9 protein-coding genes and 2 pseudogenes are annotated in these 17,024 nt (G+C 47.3%); 3 read left to right on the plus strand and 8 right to left on the minus strand.

Annotated features, from left to right (window positions below):
- Positions 1 to 71: 71 nt before the first annotated feature.
- Positions 72 to 3,665 carry an isoleucine--tRNA ligase gene (locus D0A34_25055; GenBank protein ID UNU21674.1) on the plus strand — a complete coding sequence of 1,198 codons (3,594 nt, stop codon included), beginning with the start codon at positions 72 to 74 and terminating at the stop codon, positions 3,663 to 3,665.
- A gap of 184 nt (positions 3,666 to 3,849) precedes the next feature.
- Here D0A34_25055 and D0A34_25060 read toward each other — a convergent pair whose 3' ends face one another.
- Entirely contained in the window at positions 3,850 to 10,473 is a 6,624-nt protein-coding gene (locus tag D0A34_25060; GenBank protein UNU21675.1) for a histidine kinase, read from the minus strand.
- Between the two features lie 15 nt (positions 10,474 to 10,488).
- On the minus strand, positions 10,489 to 11,763 hold the full coding sequence (locus D0A34_25065; protein ID UNU21676.1) for a hypothetical protein: 1,275 nt from the start codon (positions 11,761 to 11,763) through the stop codon (positions 10,489 to 10,491).
- 169 nt (positions 11,764 to 11,932) lie between these two features.
- On the opposite strand from D0A34_25065, the pseudogene D0A34_25070 reads away from it, so the two are divergent.
- A pseudogene (locus D0A34_25070) lies at positions 11,933 to 12,431 on the plus strand (NAD-dependent epimerase/dehydratase family protein).
- Positions 12,432 to 12,466: 35 nt separating this feature from the next.
- Here the strand turns inward: D0A34_25070 and D0A34_25075 are convergent.
- The 5 genes and pseudogenes from D0A34_25075 to D0A34_25095 form a co-directional block, all read right to left on the minus strand.
- On the minus strand, positions 12,467 to 12,760 hold the full coding sequence (locus D0A34_25075; protein UNU21677.1) for a hypothetical protein: 294 nt from the start codon (positions 12,758 to 12,760) through the stop codon (positions 12,467 to 12,469).
- A gap of 18 nt (positions 12,761 to 12,778) precedes the next feature.
- Positions 12,779 to 13,114 carry a XisI protein gene (locus D0A34_25080; protein UNU21678.1) on the minus strand — a complete coding sequence of 112 codons (336 nt, stop codon included), beginning with the start codon at positions 13,112 to 13,114 and terminating at the stop codon, positions 12,779 to 12,781.
- The gene (locus tag D0A34_25085; GenBank protein UNU21679.1) at positions 13,102 to 13,518 is read right to left on the minus strand and encodes a fatty-acid oxidation protein subunit alpha; all 417 of its coding nucleotides are present in this window, start codon (positions 13,516 to 13,518) and stop codon (positions 13,102 to 13,104) included. The genes D0A34_25080 and D0A34_25085 overlap by 13 nt, the downstream gene beginning before the upstream one ends.
- 69 nt (positions 13,519 to 13,587) lie before the next feature.
- Complete coding sequence (locus tag D0A34_25090) at positions 13,588 to 14,100, minus strand: dihydrofolate reductase (protein UNU21680.1); 513 nt, start codon at positions 14,098 to 14,100, stop codon at positions 13,588 to 13,590.
- 119 nt (positions 14,101 to 14,219) lie between these two features.
- Positions 14,220 to 15,109, minus strand: a pseudogene (locus D0A34_25095) (LysR family transcriptional regulator).
- A gap of 160 nt (positions 15,110 to 15,269) precedes the next feature.
- Here D0A34_25095 and D0A34_25100 point away from each other — a divergent pair.
- Positions 15,270 to 16,154, plus strand: coding sequence for an aspartoacylase (locus tag D0A34_25100; GenBank protein UNU21681.1), 885 nt, complete (start codon positions 15,270 to 15,272; stop codon positions 16,152 to 16,154).
- On the opposite strand, the gene D0A34_25105 is transcribed toward D0A34_25100, so the two are convergent.
- Entirely contained in the window at positions 16,151 to 16,864 is a 714-nt protein-coding gene (locus D0A34_25105; protein UNU21682.1) for a phosphatase PAP2 family protein, read from the minus strand. The genes D0A34_25100 and D0A34_25105 overlap by 4 nt on opposite strands.
- Between the last annotated feature and the right edge of the window lie 160 nt (positions 16,865 to 17,024).

Below are 17,024 nucleotides of genomic sequence, written 5' to 3' on the forward strand. Positions count from 1 at the left end.
ACCGGACTTGATATCATCTTTCAAATAACCGCTAACTACTAACAACTAACTACATAAAACGTTTCTCAAAAATGGAAGCTAAATCTTACAAAGACACGGTAAATCTGCCCAAAACCAAGTTTGATATGCGCGCCAACGCCACCAAACGGGAACCCGAATTGCAACAATTTTGGGCAGATCAAGAAATCTACGATCGCCTCTCCCACAATAACCCAGGCGACTTGTTCATCCTGCACGACGGCCCCCCCTACGCCAACGGACAACTCCACATCGGCCACGCCCTCAACAAAATCCTCAAAGACTTTATCAACCGCTACCAAATGCTGCGCGGCAAAAAAGTCCGCTACGTGCCCGGTTGGGATTGTCATGGATTGCCGATCGAACTTAAAGTATTGCAGAACATGAAATCGGAGGAGCGGCTCAATCTTACCCCGATCGAACTCCGTCACAAAGCCGCCACCTTCGCGCAGCAAACAATGGAACAGCAGCGCGAATCCTTCCAGCGCTACGGCGTTTGGGGCGACTGGGAACACCCGTATTTAACCATGAAACCCGAATACGAAGCCGCTCAAATCGGCGTTTTCGGTCAAATGGTGCTCAAAGGCTACATCTACCGCGGCTTCAAACCTGTTCACTGGAGCCCGAGCTCGAAAACAGCCCTCGCCGAAGCGGAATTGGAATATCCCGAAGGCCACACGTCGCGCAGCATCTACGTCGGCTTCCATGTGAAAAAATTGTCAAAATCCCTGCAAACGAAGCTCAAGCGCTATATGCCGAGCCTCTGGGCGGCGATTTGGACGACTACCCCCTGGACGATTCCGGCCAACTTGGCGATCGCCGTCAATCCCGAACTAACTTATGCCGTGGTGGAACCGCCGGGAAATGCCCACATCGCACAACAATTTATCTTAGTAGCTGTCGATGCGGTCGATCGGCTGTCGGCAACTTTTAACACTAACTTAAAAATACTCGCCACCTTCAAAGGCAAAGAATTAGAAGGTTGCAGTTACAAACACCCGCTGTTCGATCGCGAAAGTCCAATTGTTGCCGGCGGTGACTACATTACCGCCGATTCAGGAACCGGATTGGTGCACACCGCACCGGGGCACGGACAAGAAGACTTTATCGTCGGAAAACGCTGCGGTTTACCAGTTTTAACACCCGTAGACGAGAACGGAAATTTCACCGCAGAAGCAGGACAGTTTGTAGGTTTAAATGTCCTCGGAAATGGCAATGCCGCAGTGATTGATGCCCTTGGCGAAGCAAATTGTTTGATTAAAGAGGAAAGTTACGCTCACTCTTATCCTTACGATTGGCGCACGAAAAAGCCGACCATTTTTCGGGCGACGGAACAGTGGTTTGCCTCCGTTGAAGGATTTCGAGATGAAGCCTTAAAAGCGATCGCGGATGTTAATTGGATTCCCGCCCAAGGGGAAAATCGGATTACTGCAATGGTGGGCGATCGATCGGATTGGTGTATTTCTCGCCAGCGGACTTGGGGCGTTCCCATTCCCGTATTCTACGACGAAGAAACCAACGAACCGCTGTTAAATGAAGAAACGATCGCCCATGTGCAAGCCCTTTTTGCCGAGAAAGGTTCGGATGCTTGGTGGGAATTGTCGATCGCCGAATTGCTGCCGGAATCTTACCGCAATAACGGCCGCACTTACCGCAAGGGAACCGACACGATGGATGTGTGGTTTGACTCGGGTTCTTCCTGGGCCGCAGTTGCCCAAGGTCGATCGGAATTAAACTATCCTGCTGATATCTATTTGGAAGGTTCAGACCAGCATCGCGGCTGGTTTCAATCGAGCTTGCTTACCAGTGTAGCAACTAACGGTGTTGCTCCTTACAAAACTGTTTTGACTCACGGTTTTGTGCTCGATGAAAAAGGCCGCAAGATGAGCAAATCTGAAGGAAATGTTGTCGATCCGGCAGCCGTAATTAAGGAATATGGAGCCGATGTTTTGCGGTTGTGGGTGTCTTCTGTAGACTACTCGGCAGACGTGCCGTTGGGCAAAAACATTCTCAAACAGCAGTCGGATGTTTACCGCAAAATTCGCAATACAGCTAAGTTTTTGCTGGGGAATTTGCACGACTTCGACCCGGCAAAAGATGCCGTTGCTTACGAGGAATTGCCGGAACTAGACCGCTATATGCTGCACAGAATGTGCGAAGTTTTTGCGGAAGTTCAAGATGCTTTTGAAAGCTTCCAATTTTCCCGCTTTTTCCAAACTGTGCAGAATTTCTGCACGGTGGATTTGTCGAATTTTTACTTGGATATTGCCAAAGACAGACTTTACATCAGCGCCACAGATACCCGTCGCCGCCGCAGTTGTCAGACGGTGATTGCAATTGCTGTGGAGAATTTAGCAAGGGCGATCGCACCTGTTTTGTGTCACATGGCTGAGGATATTTGGCAGTACCTTCCCTATCCGACTCCTTACAAGTCAGTGTTTGAAGCCGGCTGGGTGCAAATTGATGCTTCATGGCACAATCCAGAATTGGCTACTCGCTGGCAGTATTTGCGACAAGTGCGCGGCGAAGTTAACAAGGTTTTGGAAAAAGCCCGGATGGAAAAGGCGATCGGTTCTTCTTTGGAAGCTAAGGTGTTGCTGTACGTTCCCGATGTGGAGAAAAGAGAGCAATTGCAAGCTTTGAATCCCAGCAGCGAAGAATTGGTGGATTATGTACGATCGCAAAATTCCGTCATACAGTTAGCGGCCCAGGAGAAAGCAAAAGCAGCACAAGATCAACAGGAAGAACAAGCGGCAAAAGTTGCCAAAGTGTTGACAGAAAACACAGTTTATGTTGAGGGTAAAACGCTCGCAGAAAAGGGCGATCGATCTTCTCAGATCGTACAGTATTCGGCCCCGGAACCGTCGGCTTTAGATTTGCAGCAAATCTTAGATCGAAGCGCCGAGTTTTTGGCTAATTTGCCTGAATACGCGGGCAAGTTTTTCACAGAATACCAAAAAGCGCTGGTAACACTTGGGCTGTTAGCCTCTGTGTTGATAACGGGCAGAGTAACGCTGGCGATTTTGGATACGATTAATCAGATTCCGATGTTGGGAGGCTTATTGGAAGTCATCGGCATCTTATTTACAATCTGGTTTGCTTTCCGTCACTTGCTGTTTGCCGCCAACCGTCAACAACTGGCTCAAAAGATTGATTTTATGACAGCAGATGTGGTGGGGCGGACAAGCGGGCTTGTGCTTGCAGAAACACAGGCGATCGTACTCGCACCCCCAGTAGAGACAGCGCTTGTGCTTGTAGAAGAAACACAGGCGATCGTACAAACAGCCCCAGTAGAAACGGCGCTTGTAGAAACACCCCAAATCCTGGAAGCAGAATTAGTGGCGATCGATCCCAAACCAGAAATTCCTGCTTCCATAGCTGTAACGCACGATTTTACAATGATCTGCAAGGGTGTAGATGAACTGCGGTATTTGTTCATTACTTCGGAAGTGGAACTGGTAGAATCGAATGAAATTCTGCAAGAATTGCCGTACAGTTATCAGTCTCCCGAGTTGGCGATTGGTGTAGTGAAAGCAGACGGGGAAAAGTGCGATCGCTGCTGGAATTACTCGACTCACGTCAGCGAGTCGATCGAACATCCGCTAATTTGCGAACGCTGCGTGTCAGCAGTAGACCACAAATTCTAACCTAGGCTGTGTACCGCGCACCTTACATCTTCATGTAGGGTGCGTTACTATCTCAAAAGTTTTTTTGGCAACCTTGTTTCCGGTTATATCGGAACTATAAAATCAATGGGTTATATGGTTTCCGGTTGCATCACAATCATAAAATCGAGTCAACAGTTAACAGTTAACAGTCAACAGTCAACAGTCAACAGTCAACTTCGATGACTTTTTCGAGGATGTCGAGTTCTTGGTAGAGTTGGCGGCTGTCCAGGCAGAATTGCACGGCGGTGGTGGCGGCATCGGGTTGATGCGGGATGCGATGTTTGTAGATTTCGCCGAGGAGTTTGAGGGCATCGGCTTGGAGTCGGCGGCGGTTGAATTCCTCGAAGGTTTGCAGGGATTGGCGGGTGAGGGATTCGGCAAGGTTGAGGTTTTCTAAGGCAGGGATTTCTAGGTAGGCGCGGGCGATGTCTAGGGTTTTTTCAGCGAGATTGACGGTTTGCCCGAGGGCCGTGAAGTGGCCCAAACCCATCGAATAGTTGTTCTCGAATTGGGCGATGCGGATGGGTTGGGTGGGATCGCCGGCGGGGATGTGACGTAGAAAATCGCTACAGACGAGGCTGAGGGCGATGTAGTCGTAGGCGAGGTTTTCTCGATATTCACGATCGATATTTAGCTGTATTGCCTGTTCTAGGTGTTGTTCTGCTTGGGTTAGAAGGGAAATTGCGGCAGTACGATCAACGGTTTCGCGGGCGAGTTGGCGCTGACTGTTGGCAATGTGTCTGAGTTGTCGGCTAAGGCTGTCAGTTTTGCCCAATTGCTGATAGATTTCTCGGCTTTGTTGGTGATGGGCGATCGCTTCTTCATATTTCCCCCAATCTTGATAGATTCGTCCCAATTGATAGTAGGCCTCAGCAATGTTGGGTCGATCGTCGAGTTGCTGACGCAGGGCTAAATTCTGTTGTGCGGCATCGAGTGCCTGTTCATATTTACCCCACTGCCGATAGCAAACTGCCATCCAGTACCATTGGGTGGCGACATTTTTTTCATTACCCAATTGCTGATAGAGTTCTCGGCTTTGTTGGTAATGGGCGATCGCTTCTTCATATTTCCCCCAATCTTGATAGATTCGTCCCAATTGATAGTAGGCTAGGGCAATTCTGGGTCGATCGTCGAGTTGCTGACGCAGGGCTAAACATTGTTGTATGGCATCGAGTGCCTGTTCGTATTTACCCCACTCCCGATAGCAATCTGCCAAGTTGTGCCATTGGTTGGCGACATTTTTTTCATTACCCAATTGCTGATAGAGGTCTCGGCTTTGTTGGTAATGGGCGAGCACTTCTTCATATTTTCCCCAATCTTGATAGATTCCTCCCAATTGATAGTAGGCTAGGGCAATTCTGGGTCGATCGTCGAGTTGCTGACGCAGGGCTAAATCCTGTTGTGCGGCATCGAGTGCCTGTTCGTATTTACCCCACTCCCGATAGCAATCTGCCATCCAGTACCATTGGTTGGCGACATTTTTTTCATTACCCAATTGCTGATAGAGTTCTCGGCTTTGTTGGTAATGGGCGATCGCTTCTTCATATTTTCCCCAATCTTGATAGATTCGTCCCAATTGATAGTAGGCTAGGGCAATTCTGGGTCGATCGTCGAGTTGCTGACGCAGGGCTAAACATTGTTGTATGGCATCGAGTGCCTCTTCGTATTTACCCCACTGCCGATAGCAATCTGCCAAGTTGTACCATTGGTTGGCGACATTTTTTTCATTACCCAATTGCTGATAGAGGTCTCGGCTTTGTTGGTAATGGGCGATCACTTCTTCATATTTCCCCCAATTTTGATAGATTCGTCCCAATTGATAGTAGGCTAGGGCAATTCTGGGTCGATCGTCGAGTTGCTGACGCAGGGCTAAATCCTGTTGTGCCGCATCGAGTGCCTCTTCGTATTTACCCCACTGCCGATAGCAATCTGCCATCCAGTACCAAGCATCAGCAACATCTTTTTCCTTACCTAACTGCTGATACAGTTCTCGGCTTTTTTGGTGATGGGCGAGCGCTTCTTCATATTTTCCCCAATCTTGATAGATTCGTCCCAATTGATAGTAGGCTAGGGCAATTCTGGGTCGATCGTCGAGTTGCTGACGCAGGGCTAAATCCTGTTGTTCTGCATCGAGTGCTTGTTCGTATTTACCCCACTGCCGATAGCAATCTCCCATCCAGTACCATTGGTTGGCGACATTTTTTTCCTTACCCAATTGCTGATAGACTTCTCGGCTTTGTTGGTAATGGGCGAGCGCTTCTTCATATTTTCCCCAATCTTGATAGATTCGTCCCAATTGATAGTAGGCTAGGGCAATTCTGAGTTGATCGTCGAGTTGCTGATGCAGGGCTAAATCCTGTTGTGCTGCATCGAGTGCCTGTTCGTATTTACCCCACTGCCGATAGCAATCTCTCATCCAGTACCAAGAATCAGCGACATCTTTTTCCTTACCCAATTGCTGATAGATTTCTCGACTTTGTTGGTAATGGGCGAGCGCTTCTTCATATTTTCCCCAATCTTTATAGATTCCTCCCAATTGATAGTAGGCTAGGGCAATTCTGAGTTGATCGTCGAGTTGCTGATGCAGGGCTAAATCCTGTTGTGCGGCATCGAGTGCCTGTTCGTATTTACCCCACTGCCGATAGCAATCTCTCATCCAGTACCAAGAATCAGCGACATCTTTTTCCTTACCCAATTGCTGATAGATTTCTCGACTTTGTTGGTAATGGGCGAGCGCTTCTTCATATTTTCCCCAATCTTTATAGATTCGTCCCAATTGATAGTAGGCTAGGGCAATTCTGAGTTGATCATCGAGTTGCTGACGCAGGGCTAAATCCTGTTGTGCCGCATCGAGTGCCTGTTCGTATTTACCCCACTGCCGATAGCAATCTGCCAAGTTGTACCATTGGTTGGAGACATTTTTTTCATTACCCAATTGCTGATAGAGGTCTCGGCTTTGTTGGTAATGGGCGATCACTTCTTCATATTTCCCCCAATCTTGATAGATTCGTCCCAATTGATAGTAGGCTAGGGCAATTCTGGGTCGATCGTCGAGTTGCTGACGCAGGGCTAAATCCTGTTGTGCCACATCGAGTGCCTCTTCGTATTTACCCCACTGCCGATAGCAATCTGCCATCCAGTACCAAGCATCAGCAACATCTTTTTCCTTACCTAACTGCTGATACAGTTCTCGGCTTTTTTGGTGATGGGCGAGCGCTTCTTCATATTTTCCCCAATCTTGATAGATTCGTCCCAATTGATAGTAGGCTAGGGCAATTCTGGGTCGATCGTCGAGTTGCTGACGCAGGGCTAAATCCTGTTGTTCTGCATCGAGTGCTTGTTCGTATTTACCCCACTGCCGATAGCAATCTCCCATCCAATACCATTGGTTGGCGACATTTTTTTCCTTACCCAATTGCTGATAGACTTCTCGGCTTTGTTGGTAATGGGCGAGCGCTTCTTCATATTTTCCCCAATCTTGATAGATTCGTCCCAATTGATAGTAGGCTAGGGCAATTCTGAGTTGATCGTCGAGTTCCTGATGCAGGGCTAAAGCCTGTTGTGCTGCATCGAGTGCCTGTTCGTATTTACCCCACTGCCGATAGCAATCTCCCATCCAGTACCAAGAATCAGCGACATCTTTTTCCTTACCCAATTGCTGATAGATTTCTCGACTTTGTTGGGAATGGGCGATCGCTTCTTCATATTTCTCCCAATTTTGATAACTTCGGCCAATATTCCAAAGAATGTGAGCTTCCGTTTTCCGGTTGTTAACTTGTCTGGCAATTCCCAATGCTTCCTGGAAGCAATTTAACGAGGAATCGTATTTTTGATGCGATCGATAACAAATTCCCCAACATCCCCACAGGATAAATAAATCAGCAGCAGGGGAAGATAGCAGCTTATCCGAACATTGCTGATAGTAACTCAAACCCCGATCGTAATCTTCTTTTTTCTCGCAGGCAAAGGCGATCGCCCATTCGACAAAACCTCCTAGAGCGCAATCCCCTCGCTCTTCTATAGTTTGTAACAGGGAAATTGCCTGATCGTACTTTTCCGATCGCAAATAAGACAATCCGGTCATAAATTCTAAGGCTTGTCGGCGATCCAAATCGCAGATTGCATCTTCCGAAGCGCGTTCCAATGCCAGAGTCATCTCTACTCCCAATTGGGAGACTAAATTCAGAATTGCTTCAAACAACGATGGCGTTAACTGTTGTACGGTGCTCGTCACGCCTGCAATTAAACCTTCTCCCGCTTCGCCACAAACCACATACAGCATCGCCACCCGCGCCTTATTTTGCTGCTGTTGAGAAAGCATATCGTCTGCTGCTGCTTGTTGCAACCTGTCTAAAACCTGTTGATTAAATACCTCAATTCCCCGCAGCAACCGCAACAACTCCTGAGTTGGTTCATCTGCAAAATCATCCCCATCCAATCCCAAATAAGTCACTACCAGCTTCTCCACTTGCTGCCGACAGAATTTGGGCGTAACTTTGATTTCTGCCAATACCTGCCCCACAAATAGCAAATCCTGCCACAGCGAATCAGACTCCCGCGGGGCTGCCTCTGCCGGTGGATACCACACCAGCACTCGATTAGCGCCCGCCTGTTTCAGCCGAATCTCCTTCCCAGCAATATCCGGTTGATAGTCGGCTAAATTGCCAAACAACAGTTCCAACAACCGATTCACTCGTTGGCGATCCGCACTCAAATACCCCAACGCCAGCAAAATCGGCTCGTTCCACCGTGCCTGATAGCGATAGGTGTCGATAATTTTCAAAATGTCGGGAATCTCGTTGTCGGCAATGTACCGCGCCGCATAATATTCCTCAAAAGTCAGGTGCATAAACCCATACACCGCCGGAGCTCGTTCTACAAATAGCCCCGTCGTCTCCCGCACCTTCCGCAAAAACTGTCGCACCAGTTCCAGTGCCTCCGGTTCCTCCACCCCCTGTAAATCCGCCATTTTGGGCGTCAACCAAGCTTCCACCTCCCCCTGCGTCACCAACCCCGACGGCTTCTCCTCGTGCATCTGGAACGCCAGAGGAGCCAGCAGTGCCGTCACTTCCTCTTCCACCAGCGAAAATTGCTTCTGCTTTACCCCATAGGCAATGTTGCGCCCCGACTGCCAATCTTCAATCAGCGTCTTGGTTGCCAAGTGATACAATTCCACCCGTCGCTGCGGCATTTGAGTGCCGTTGCGGTGAATCAGCGCCAAAATCGTCAAAAGCAGCGGATTCGTGGCAAATCGACTCACTCCCGGCTTGGTTTCAATCGCCTGCAAAATGCCTCCTGCTTCTCTTTCCGCATCCCGCTGATGCGAACTAACATCAGCATCGGGACGTTGCGCCTCTTCTATAGCCCGACACCAGCGTTCCAGAAACAGCTTGATTTGGGCATTGCCCATCGGCGTAATCGTGAACTCTCGAAACCGGCTGCCCAGGGAGGCTTCCTGATATCCGGCAATCCGGCTGGTGATGACAAACTTATTCTCGCCGTATTCCTTCACCAATCGATCGATCTGCTGCACCACCTGCACCCGATTTGCTCGATCGAAAACCTCATCCAACCCATCCATCAGCACCAAACAATCCCCCGCCGCCATCTTTGCCAGCAACAAGTCGGCAACCGCATCGCCGTGGGCTCGATCGCGATTGCACTCCCACTGGCGATAAAACTGCTTCAGGTACTCCACCAAACTCAAATCGGGCTCTTGGGCAAGGCGTTCGGCAAAATCGGCAATCCGAAACAAAACCGGCAACCGAATCTCTCCTAAATCTTCACCCATGCCTCCGGGCACCCTCAAGGGCGGCCCCTCCCCAACCCTGAGACGAGAGGGGCTTTCCTCCCCAGAAGGCTGGGCGGTTGGGTATTCAACAGCTTGAAGGCCGCCATAGGCGATCGCAAAATGTCGCGCCAGATAGCGCAGCAACGTCGTTTTCCCGGCTCCAGGCTCCCCTAAAATCGCACTGTAGGTGTGTTTCCGCAACGCTTCCGCGAGATCGACGATTTTAGTCACGCGCTGGCGACTGCTAGGTTCCGCACTCACAGCCAGCATCGGCTCATCTGTAAACTCGAAGTCTGGGAAATCGGGTTCTCCCAGTTTGTGAGGGCGACTCGGTTTGACTCGCCCTTCCCCCCTTGTAACTCGTTCTCGAAACGATTGACTCTGTTCCTCGACCCATTCTGCCTGAAGCGATACATAAATGCGATCGAGGAGAATATCCACCTGGCGGTTGACTTGCATCACCCCAGCAATTTTCAGGTAAGAGTTTTCAGCAATCAGCCACTGCAGATACGGATACAGCAGCGGATTCGACGGGGGGCGCGTCGCAAAGACGGCCACGTTCCCCCGCCAATCCCAAAAGTCTGCAGCCTGCTGGCGAAACTCATTGAGAAACGTCTCCCGACTCAGCCAAAACACCAGCACGATATTGCGATCGAAAATGCGTTCTCGCCCCAAATTCAACTGCTGCATTTCCTGTAGCAATCGGGGTCTGGGCAGGTACTCCAGCCCAAAAGCCATCACTACCCTGCGCCCCGATGCCGCCACTCCATCAAGACGGTGGAGGCAATCGAACAGCGAATCGTCACTGTAGAAGAGGGTGTGGAACTCAAACGGCTCATCCAACTCCAGCAACTGCGCTTTAAACTGTTCCACCACCGGATGATTCGGGGCGCTATCCGGCGCGATCGCAAATAAGCTGAGGCTGCGATCGCTCAACGCCACTGCATTGACCAGTTTCGTTAATTCTGCTCGATCGCCCGGTTCTAGTTCCTGCATCACCTACTCCTTGGCTTACTGCCAGCGTTCCAAATCAACCCACAACATCGGATTCACATCAAACCAACGCCCATATTTCTTGTCGTTGTACCCTAACACCAACTTGTAGTGCAGTAACTCATTACAAATGACAATTCTGCCGTGCTTTGGCGAGTCAAACTCATTGCTGGTCAACTTGCCCGTGCGATGCACCGCCTTCAGTTCGGGAAAATGGTAATCCTCGATCGTGTACGTTTGATGTTCTAATCGAACCGCTTCCTCGGCAATGGCGCGATCGATCTTGCTCGCTTGCTTGTTCACTGCCACTTCGCAAGCCGTCCGCGCCAACCGCACCAACTCCCGCATCACGCCCCCACTCTTCTCGCCCAGCAGATCCAGCGCCTCCGGTTCGACTAAATTCGCGTAGGCATTGCCCAATTTTGCCAACCGTTTCTGAACCACATCCTTCAAAATATGCCGTCCCACATTATCGGGATTTGTAGTCGGACGAGCCATGTCATCGCATTTAAAAACACCAATATTGGATAAATCTAGACATTTGTTAAAGCTCTCCATCGGCTGCTTAAAAGATGGAGAATAGCGCAAGGCGATCGGAATTGCATAAACAATATGGCACTGAATATCCGTCAACAACGAACTGGAAAACATCTCCAGGGCGATCGAATATTCCTTTCGATCCAAACCATCCACAATGACTAATAACTTCCGTGTCTGTCCTTGAGCCGCAGCAATAATCTCATTCACCTTGTTGATAATTTCACCCAGAACTGGTTTCACTTCCAGCGTCCGCGTCGTTTCTCGCTGAAACCCCACTTTGAGCTGTGCCCCCAAATCTTGAAACAGCTTCGGTAACTGAAGTTCGCCCCCACCCGTAACTTTATCTTGGTAAGTTATTTTTTTGAGACTTTCCAAAAGTTCCTTTTCCAACTTTTTGGGCAACTTCCAACCCACATCTGCCAGTCGCTGCACGACTTGCATCCCAATCAGCACAGCCACTTCCGCATGACCGATGTTAAACTTGTCCAGCGCCGTATCCGTATCCACCCAAACAACTGTGTAATCGGCCATACAGCCTCGTTCTAGTCGTCTCAGTTCGGTGGTTTTACCGCCCCCGCGATGTCCGGCGACCAGATACTTAGCTGGGTCGTCGTCCATTTCCAGCAAATTTACCAAAGTATCCACCGGACTATCTTCCCGGCGCACGTAGAACTCTTCTAATTCCTTATTCATTAACGGCTCATCATGTCGGAATAGTTGATAAGCTGGTTTCCAAAATTTGATGTTACTCATTCGCCGCTCATTTAATTTCTTTTTCAATTGCAGGTATTATACCAGTTAATTAGGGCATAGGGCATAGGGCATAGGGCATAGGGCATAGGGCATACCTCACCACGCTTGAGAACCGTTATAATTAATTTGACAAATTTAACAATCTTGAACCTTGTATGGTGCCTAATTTATTTTTCAGCATTTAGATTTGAGCGATCGCACTGGCATATCCCAACTTTTACTAGACCAAAAATGCGATCGCCTTGTACACCTCGCCAAGCCGGCGTCCGCTACTCCCTGCAAAATACCCACGCTTGCGCAGACAGCAACCTCACGGGATTTATTAACCTTTTAGAAGGCTGTCGCTCAGCAAAATCGAGCATTCAGTTTTTGCTTATTCGAGTTCCGTTTACGGTACTAACACCAAAGTTCCGTTTGCTGTTAGCGATAACGTCGATCGTCCTATTTCCCTTTACGCAGCCACCAAAAAAGCTAAGGAACTGATGGCTCATTTCTACAGCCATTTGTACAACTTGTCAATCACCGGATTGCGCTTTTTTACAGTCTACCGCTATTGGGGGCGGCCGGATATGGCTGATTTCAAATTTGTAAATTTGTCGGTATCCTTTCCTACTAATTTGTGTTTATTTTTAGGCAAAACTATCCGACTGGCACTAAATGTAAGCTAGCTTATAAGAAGACGAGATAAATTGAATTGCCAAAACTATTTCTGATTAAAAAAACCGCAGACGATTTCACCAGGGTTGTTTTGTCCAAATTTCAAAACAGTTCCATCTTTCTTAACTGTAGTGCGATCGCGGCAATTGTAGACTTCCAGAGGCTGTTTAACTCCATCAACACTCAGAATTACCCTGTATTCCCAATAGTTTTTCGCACTGCGTTTAATATCGACAATGCAAATCTCGCGCTCTTGATAATTGCGGCATACAGATGCCTTAGCAGGAAGCGCCCAGAAAAAAGATATTAATAGCAACAAGCAGCAAACACATTTCATCATCCGCGATCGCATTTTCCTTTACGCTACTCCGAACCCAGTCTGCGGACGCTTGTAAGGTGGATGCAACCCCAACACAATATCATCCTCCGATACTCCCATCTCGACAAATTCCCGTGCAATATCCACTTCTGTCATATTGCGCTGAATCCAAATTTTGCCATCCTTAATATCTAAATGAATGAAACAGTTGTATATCCGCTTTAGCCCCTCCCAGCCAACATCTAGTAACTGATAGTGGTCGTGTTCCCAATCAAAAACAAGCTGGCATTCAACGTCTGAATTAGGCTTTTCTATCGTTGCTTGTTGAGTTAGCAATTTGCGGATACACTGGCGGTAATGCTCTACTCTTTCCATTCCACAATTACCTCCTTTTGCGGATCGTAAACGACGAGTTTAAGTTGATAAACATTGACCGCTTCTTGTATAAATGGCTCTTGAAAAAACGAGTCAAAAGTATCAAAGGGTACTGCTAGATACAGTGTTCTGTCCGGTTCTTTGATTTGTAAGGCAAGCCGATAATTTAAAAATTGACCCAAGGCGAGATGAAAGTCAGTAATTGCAGAATTGTTGAGAAAGCTTTTAATTTCAACAGCAATTTTTTGCCCTAATTTTTCCGCCGCCAAAATCTTCTCTGCGGCTAAATCAATCTCAAACTTAACACCCTGAATTTTGACGACCAGCGGATCTGCGGTGATTTCCCACTCCTCCTTCTGAAGCGCTTTTTTTACAGCATCGTGAAATAAATCTCTAGCAGCCATTTCTCCCTCATACAGCTTCTATATCTATCTTATAGCAGCCAAAGCGCAAGCTGCTGCGATCGATCGCCCTCAAGTGGCGACATCGTAAGATAGCTGAACCATACCAGAACTATATGTCTGACATCCAGTTAACTGCAAAGCTGTAGTATTTATGGGATTAACAAATAAAGGGATTCCCTCGCCTAAAATAATCGGGTGCACCGAGAGAATCACTTCGTTGACAAAGTTTTGATTTAGGAAATCGCGAATTAGCAGAGAACCTCCCACCAACCAAATATTCTTGCCGTCAAGCAAGCGCACATCATTGACAAACCTCTCTAAATTTGTTACCACTTCGACATCAGAAGTCCCTGGAAAATCTCGATTTTTCGTAAAAACATAACTCTTTTTTTCCTGGTACGGATACTCGCCAAAAGTTAGAACTTGTTCGTAAGTCTTTCGACCCATGAGAACCGTATCGATGCTATCTAAGAATTTAGTATAACCGTAATTTTGGTCTGTAAACAGCCAGTCAATATCGCCATTCGATCGGGCAATATAACCGTCCAAACTAGATGCAATGAATAGTACAATTTTCCGCATGGCAACACCTATATAAATGCTCTACAGATACTTTATAATACTATAGGGGCTTTCCGTGGTCTAGAGGCACATTTTGATAATTAGTAATTTATGTTTGTAATTTATCGGCTGTATCCCACCTATTTTGCCATCGCCCTTGTCACTTCCAAAAACTCCCGCAAAATCGGCGAATTATCGTCTGCCCTCCATACCGCTGCCATCGGAACAGTTGGTGTAGATTCCGCAATACTTTTATAAATAACGCCCTTCCGTTGAATATTTTGAGCATTAGCCGGCAGCAAAGCAATTCCCACGCCGCCCGCGACTAAGCCGAGTATGGTCAGCATCATTGTTCCTTCTTGAATAACATTAGGAGAGAAACCAAATTGTTGGCACAAATGTTCTATTTCTTCTGACCAACCGGGTGCAAATTGACGAGAGGGAAGAATAAACGCTTCCTGTGCAAGTTCTTTTAAAGAAACTTGAGTTTCATTAATAACCGATGATTTTCTGGTAGTGCCGCAATCAAAGGTTCTTGCCAAATCGTCACTGAACATAAATCTGATTCTTGAACCATTGATGACATTAAATGGAAAAACCCAACATCCAAATGCCGATCGCGTAGTGCTTGCAATTGCAGCGATGTTGCTAACTCCCGCCAAGTCAGTTCCACTTTGGGAAATCGATCGCGATAAACTCGCAAAATATCAGGCAACAAACAGTTTGCCATAGAACTGTTAAAACCCACAATCAAACGCCCGATTTCTCCCCGACTGGCGCGTTTGGCGGTTTTGACAGCATTGTCCACCTGCGCGAGGATCAAACGAGTTTCTTCTAAAAAAGCCTGTCCTGCCCAAGTTAACTGAATGGCTTGCTTGGTACGATCGAACAACTGCACCTCAATCTCGTCTTCCAGCGCCCGAATTTGCTGGCTCAGAGGAGGTTGGGCCATGTGCAAACGCTTCGCAGCGCGACTGAAGTTCAACTCTTCTGCTACTGCAATGAAATACCGCAAATGTCGAAGTTCCATTAATTAACTACTACTATATCTTTTAAATATAGCTTACTACTTAATTCGATATTGGACATATACTAAGACCTTAGCTAATCTGGATAGTAAGACATTATTAATCTCAAGTCAACAGACTTCGAGAGATATTGCTGCCGTTGGGATAGGAAGTTATTTGTTTATGAATCAAATTAAACGTGTTGCCATAGTGGGAGGAACCCACGGAAACGAACTCACAGGAATTTACCTCGTGAAGAAATTCGATCGCGCGCCGGAGTTAATTGGGCGATCGACTTTTGAAACAATCGCCCTGCTAGCCAATCCCAAAGCTTGCGAAATCGGGACACGCTACATCGATATTGACCTCAACCGCTGCTTTAGAAAGCAAGATTTAGCAAATCCCCATCTCTCCAGCTATGAAGCGCAGCGGGCGAAAGAAATCTACCGCCTTTTTAGTTCAAAAAACACTCATCTGCCAAACTTAATTATCGATTTGCACAGCACCACATCCAACATGGGGCTAACATTTATTCTCGCCAGCCATCATCCATTTAACCTGCAACTAGCAGCTTATTTAACATCTTTTTATCCCCACCTCAAGGTACTCGCTTCTACAACCAAAAATCATGATAGTCCTTTGCTGCGATCGCTTTCCGAGTTAGGCGGTACGCTGGAAGTTGGTGCAGTGCCGCAAGGCGTATTAGATGCCTCTTTATTTCAGCAAACTGAGCAAGTTGTGTGCCGAATTTTAGACTGCGTAGAAGCCTACAATCAAGGCACAATGCCTGCTGCAAAGAATCCCCTGACTATTTATCACACCATTGGGGCGATCGACTATCCCAGAAACGAGAACAGAGAAATTCAGGCAATGATTCATCCTCATCTGCAATCCAGAGATTATCAAGCCCTGAATCCCGGCGATCCGATGTTTTTAACCTTTGATGGTGAGTCGGTATTGTATGAAGGTAAATCAACCGTTTATCCAATTTTCATTAACGAGGCAGCTTATTACGAAAAAGGAATTGCCATGTGTTTTACCCAAAAGCAAATTGTTGTTAGTCATTAGTCATTAGTCATTTCTAGAGACGGATCTGGTGACAAAAACTCCTCTTTAGAAGCCGTAGTCAAAGAACGCAATTCCTTCCATATTTCCAAACTGAGAATACAGGTAATCAGCCACACCAAACCAGCCGTATAACCAGCAATAACATCGGTAGGCCAGTGAACTCCTAGATAAAGCCGACTCAAACCAATAGCAGCAATTAATACAACTGTCAAGCTGTAAATCCACCAGCGCTGTTTCGGAAAGCGCGTACCCAAGAAATATCCTAGCAAACCGTAAATAACCATGGAAATCATCGCGTGTCCGCTAGGAAAACTATAAAAGCGAACGTCAACAACGCGCTCCCAAAGTTGAGGTCGAGCGCGGGCAAAAAGTTTTTTTAAGAGTAAATTTAAACCGATCGCCCCCCCACCGGTGATCGCAATAGTTGCGGCTTCCGATCGGTGATTGCGCGCTAGCAAAACAATACCCAAGCTCAGACAAATCACTAGCAGCAACTTCGGCTCGCCCACAAAGGTAAAGCCCAGCATTATTTGATCGCGCAGCGGAGTGTGAAGGCTCCTGAGATATAGTAAAATAGATGTATCGAAAGCGTAACTTTGTTTTCCCAACACGTCTTCGGCAATGGTGGAAAATCCCCACATCCCCAAAGCAGCAACAGCAAGCCCGGCCAGCCGAATTATCGAAATGAGCGATCGAATTTTAGAACGCATTTTCTAAGTAATTAAAATTTTAAAATTTCCAACTGCAAATAATACCACAAGTATCGGAAACGAAAACGCCTTACCCATCGTCTAGATTCTTGAGCAACTATATTCTGAACCATTAATTGATTTTTCACTACCCACCTCAGCTTTTACATCCAATCGGCGA

The sequence above is a fragment of the Microcoleus vaginatus PCC 9802 genome, assembly GCA_022701275.1.
Classification (GTDB): domain Bacteria; phylum Cyanobacteriota; class Cyanobacteriia; order Cyanobacteriales; family Microcoleaceae; genus Microcoleus; species Microcoleus vaginatus_A.

Excerpts from the sequence above, each read along its gene's own strand:
- D0A34_25055 (UNU21674.1), top strand. The coding sequence starts at position 72 with ATGGAAGCTAAATCTTACAAAGACACGGTAAATCTGCCCAAAACCAAG.
- D0A34_25060 (UNU21675.1), bottom strand. The coding sequence starts at position 10,473 with ATGCAGGAACTAGAACCGGGCGATCGAGCAGAATTAACGAAACTGGTC.
- D0A34_25065 (UNU21676.1), bottom strand. The coding sequence starts at position 11,763 with ATGAGTAACATCAAATTTTGGAAACCAGCTTATCAACTATTCCGACAT.
- D0A34_25075 (UNU21677.1), bottom strand. The coding sequence starts at position 12,760 with ATGATGAAATGTGTTTGCTGCTTGTTGCTATTAATATCTTTTTTCTGG.
- D0A34_25080 (UNU21678.1), bottom strand. The coding sequence starts at position 13,114 with ATGGAAAGAGTAGAGCATTACCGCCAGTGTATCCGCAAATTGCTAACT.
- D0A34_25085 (UNU21679.1), bottom strand. The coding sequence starts at position 13,518 with ATGGCTGCTAGAGATTTATTTCACGATGCTGTAAAAAAAGCGCTTCAG.
- D0A34_25090 (UNU21680.1), bottom strand. The coding sequence starts at position 14,100 with ATGCGGAAAATTGTACTATTCATTGCATCTAGTTTGGACGGTTATATT.
- D0A34_25100 (UNU21681.1), top strand. The coding sequence starts at position 15,270 with ATGAATCAAATTAAACGTGTTGCCATAGTGGGAGGAACCCACGGAAAC.
- D0A34_25105 (UNU21682.1), bottom strand. The coding sequence starts at position 16,864 with ATGCGTTCTAAAATTCGATCGCTCATTTCGATAATTCGGCTGGCCGGG.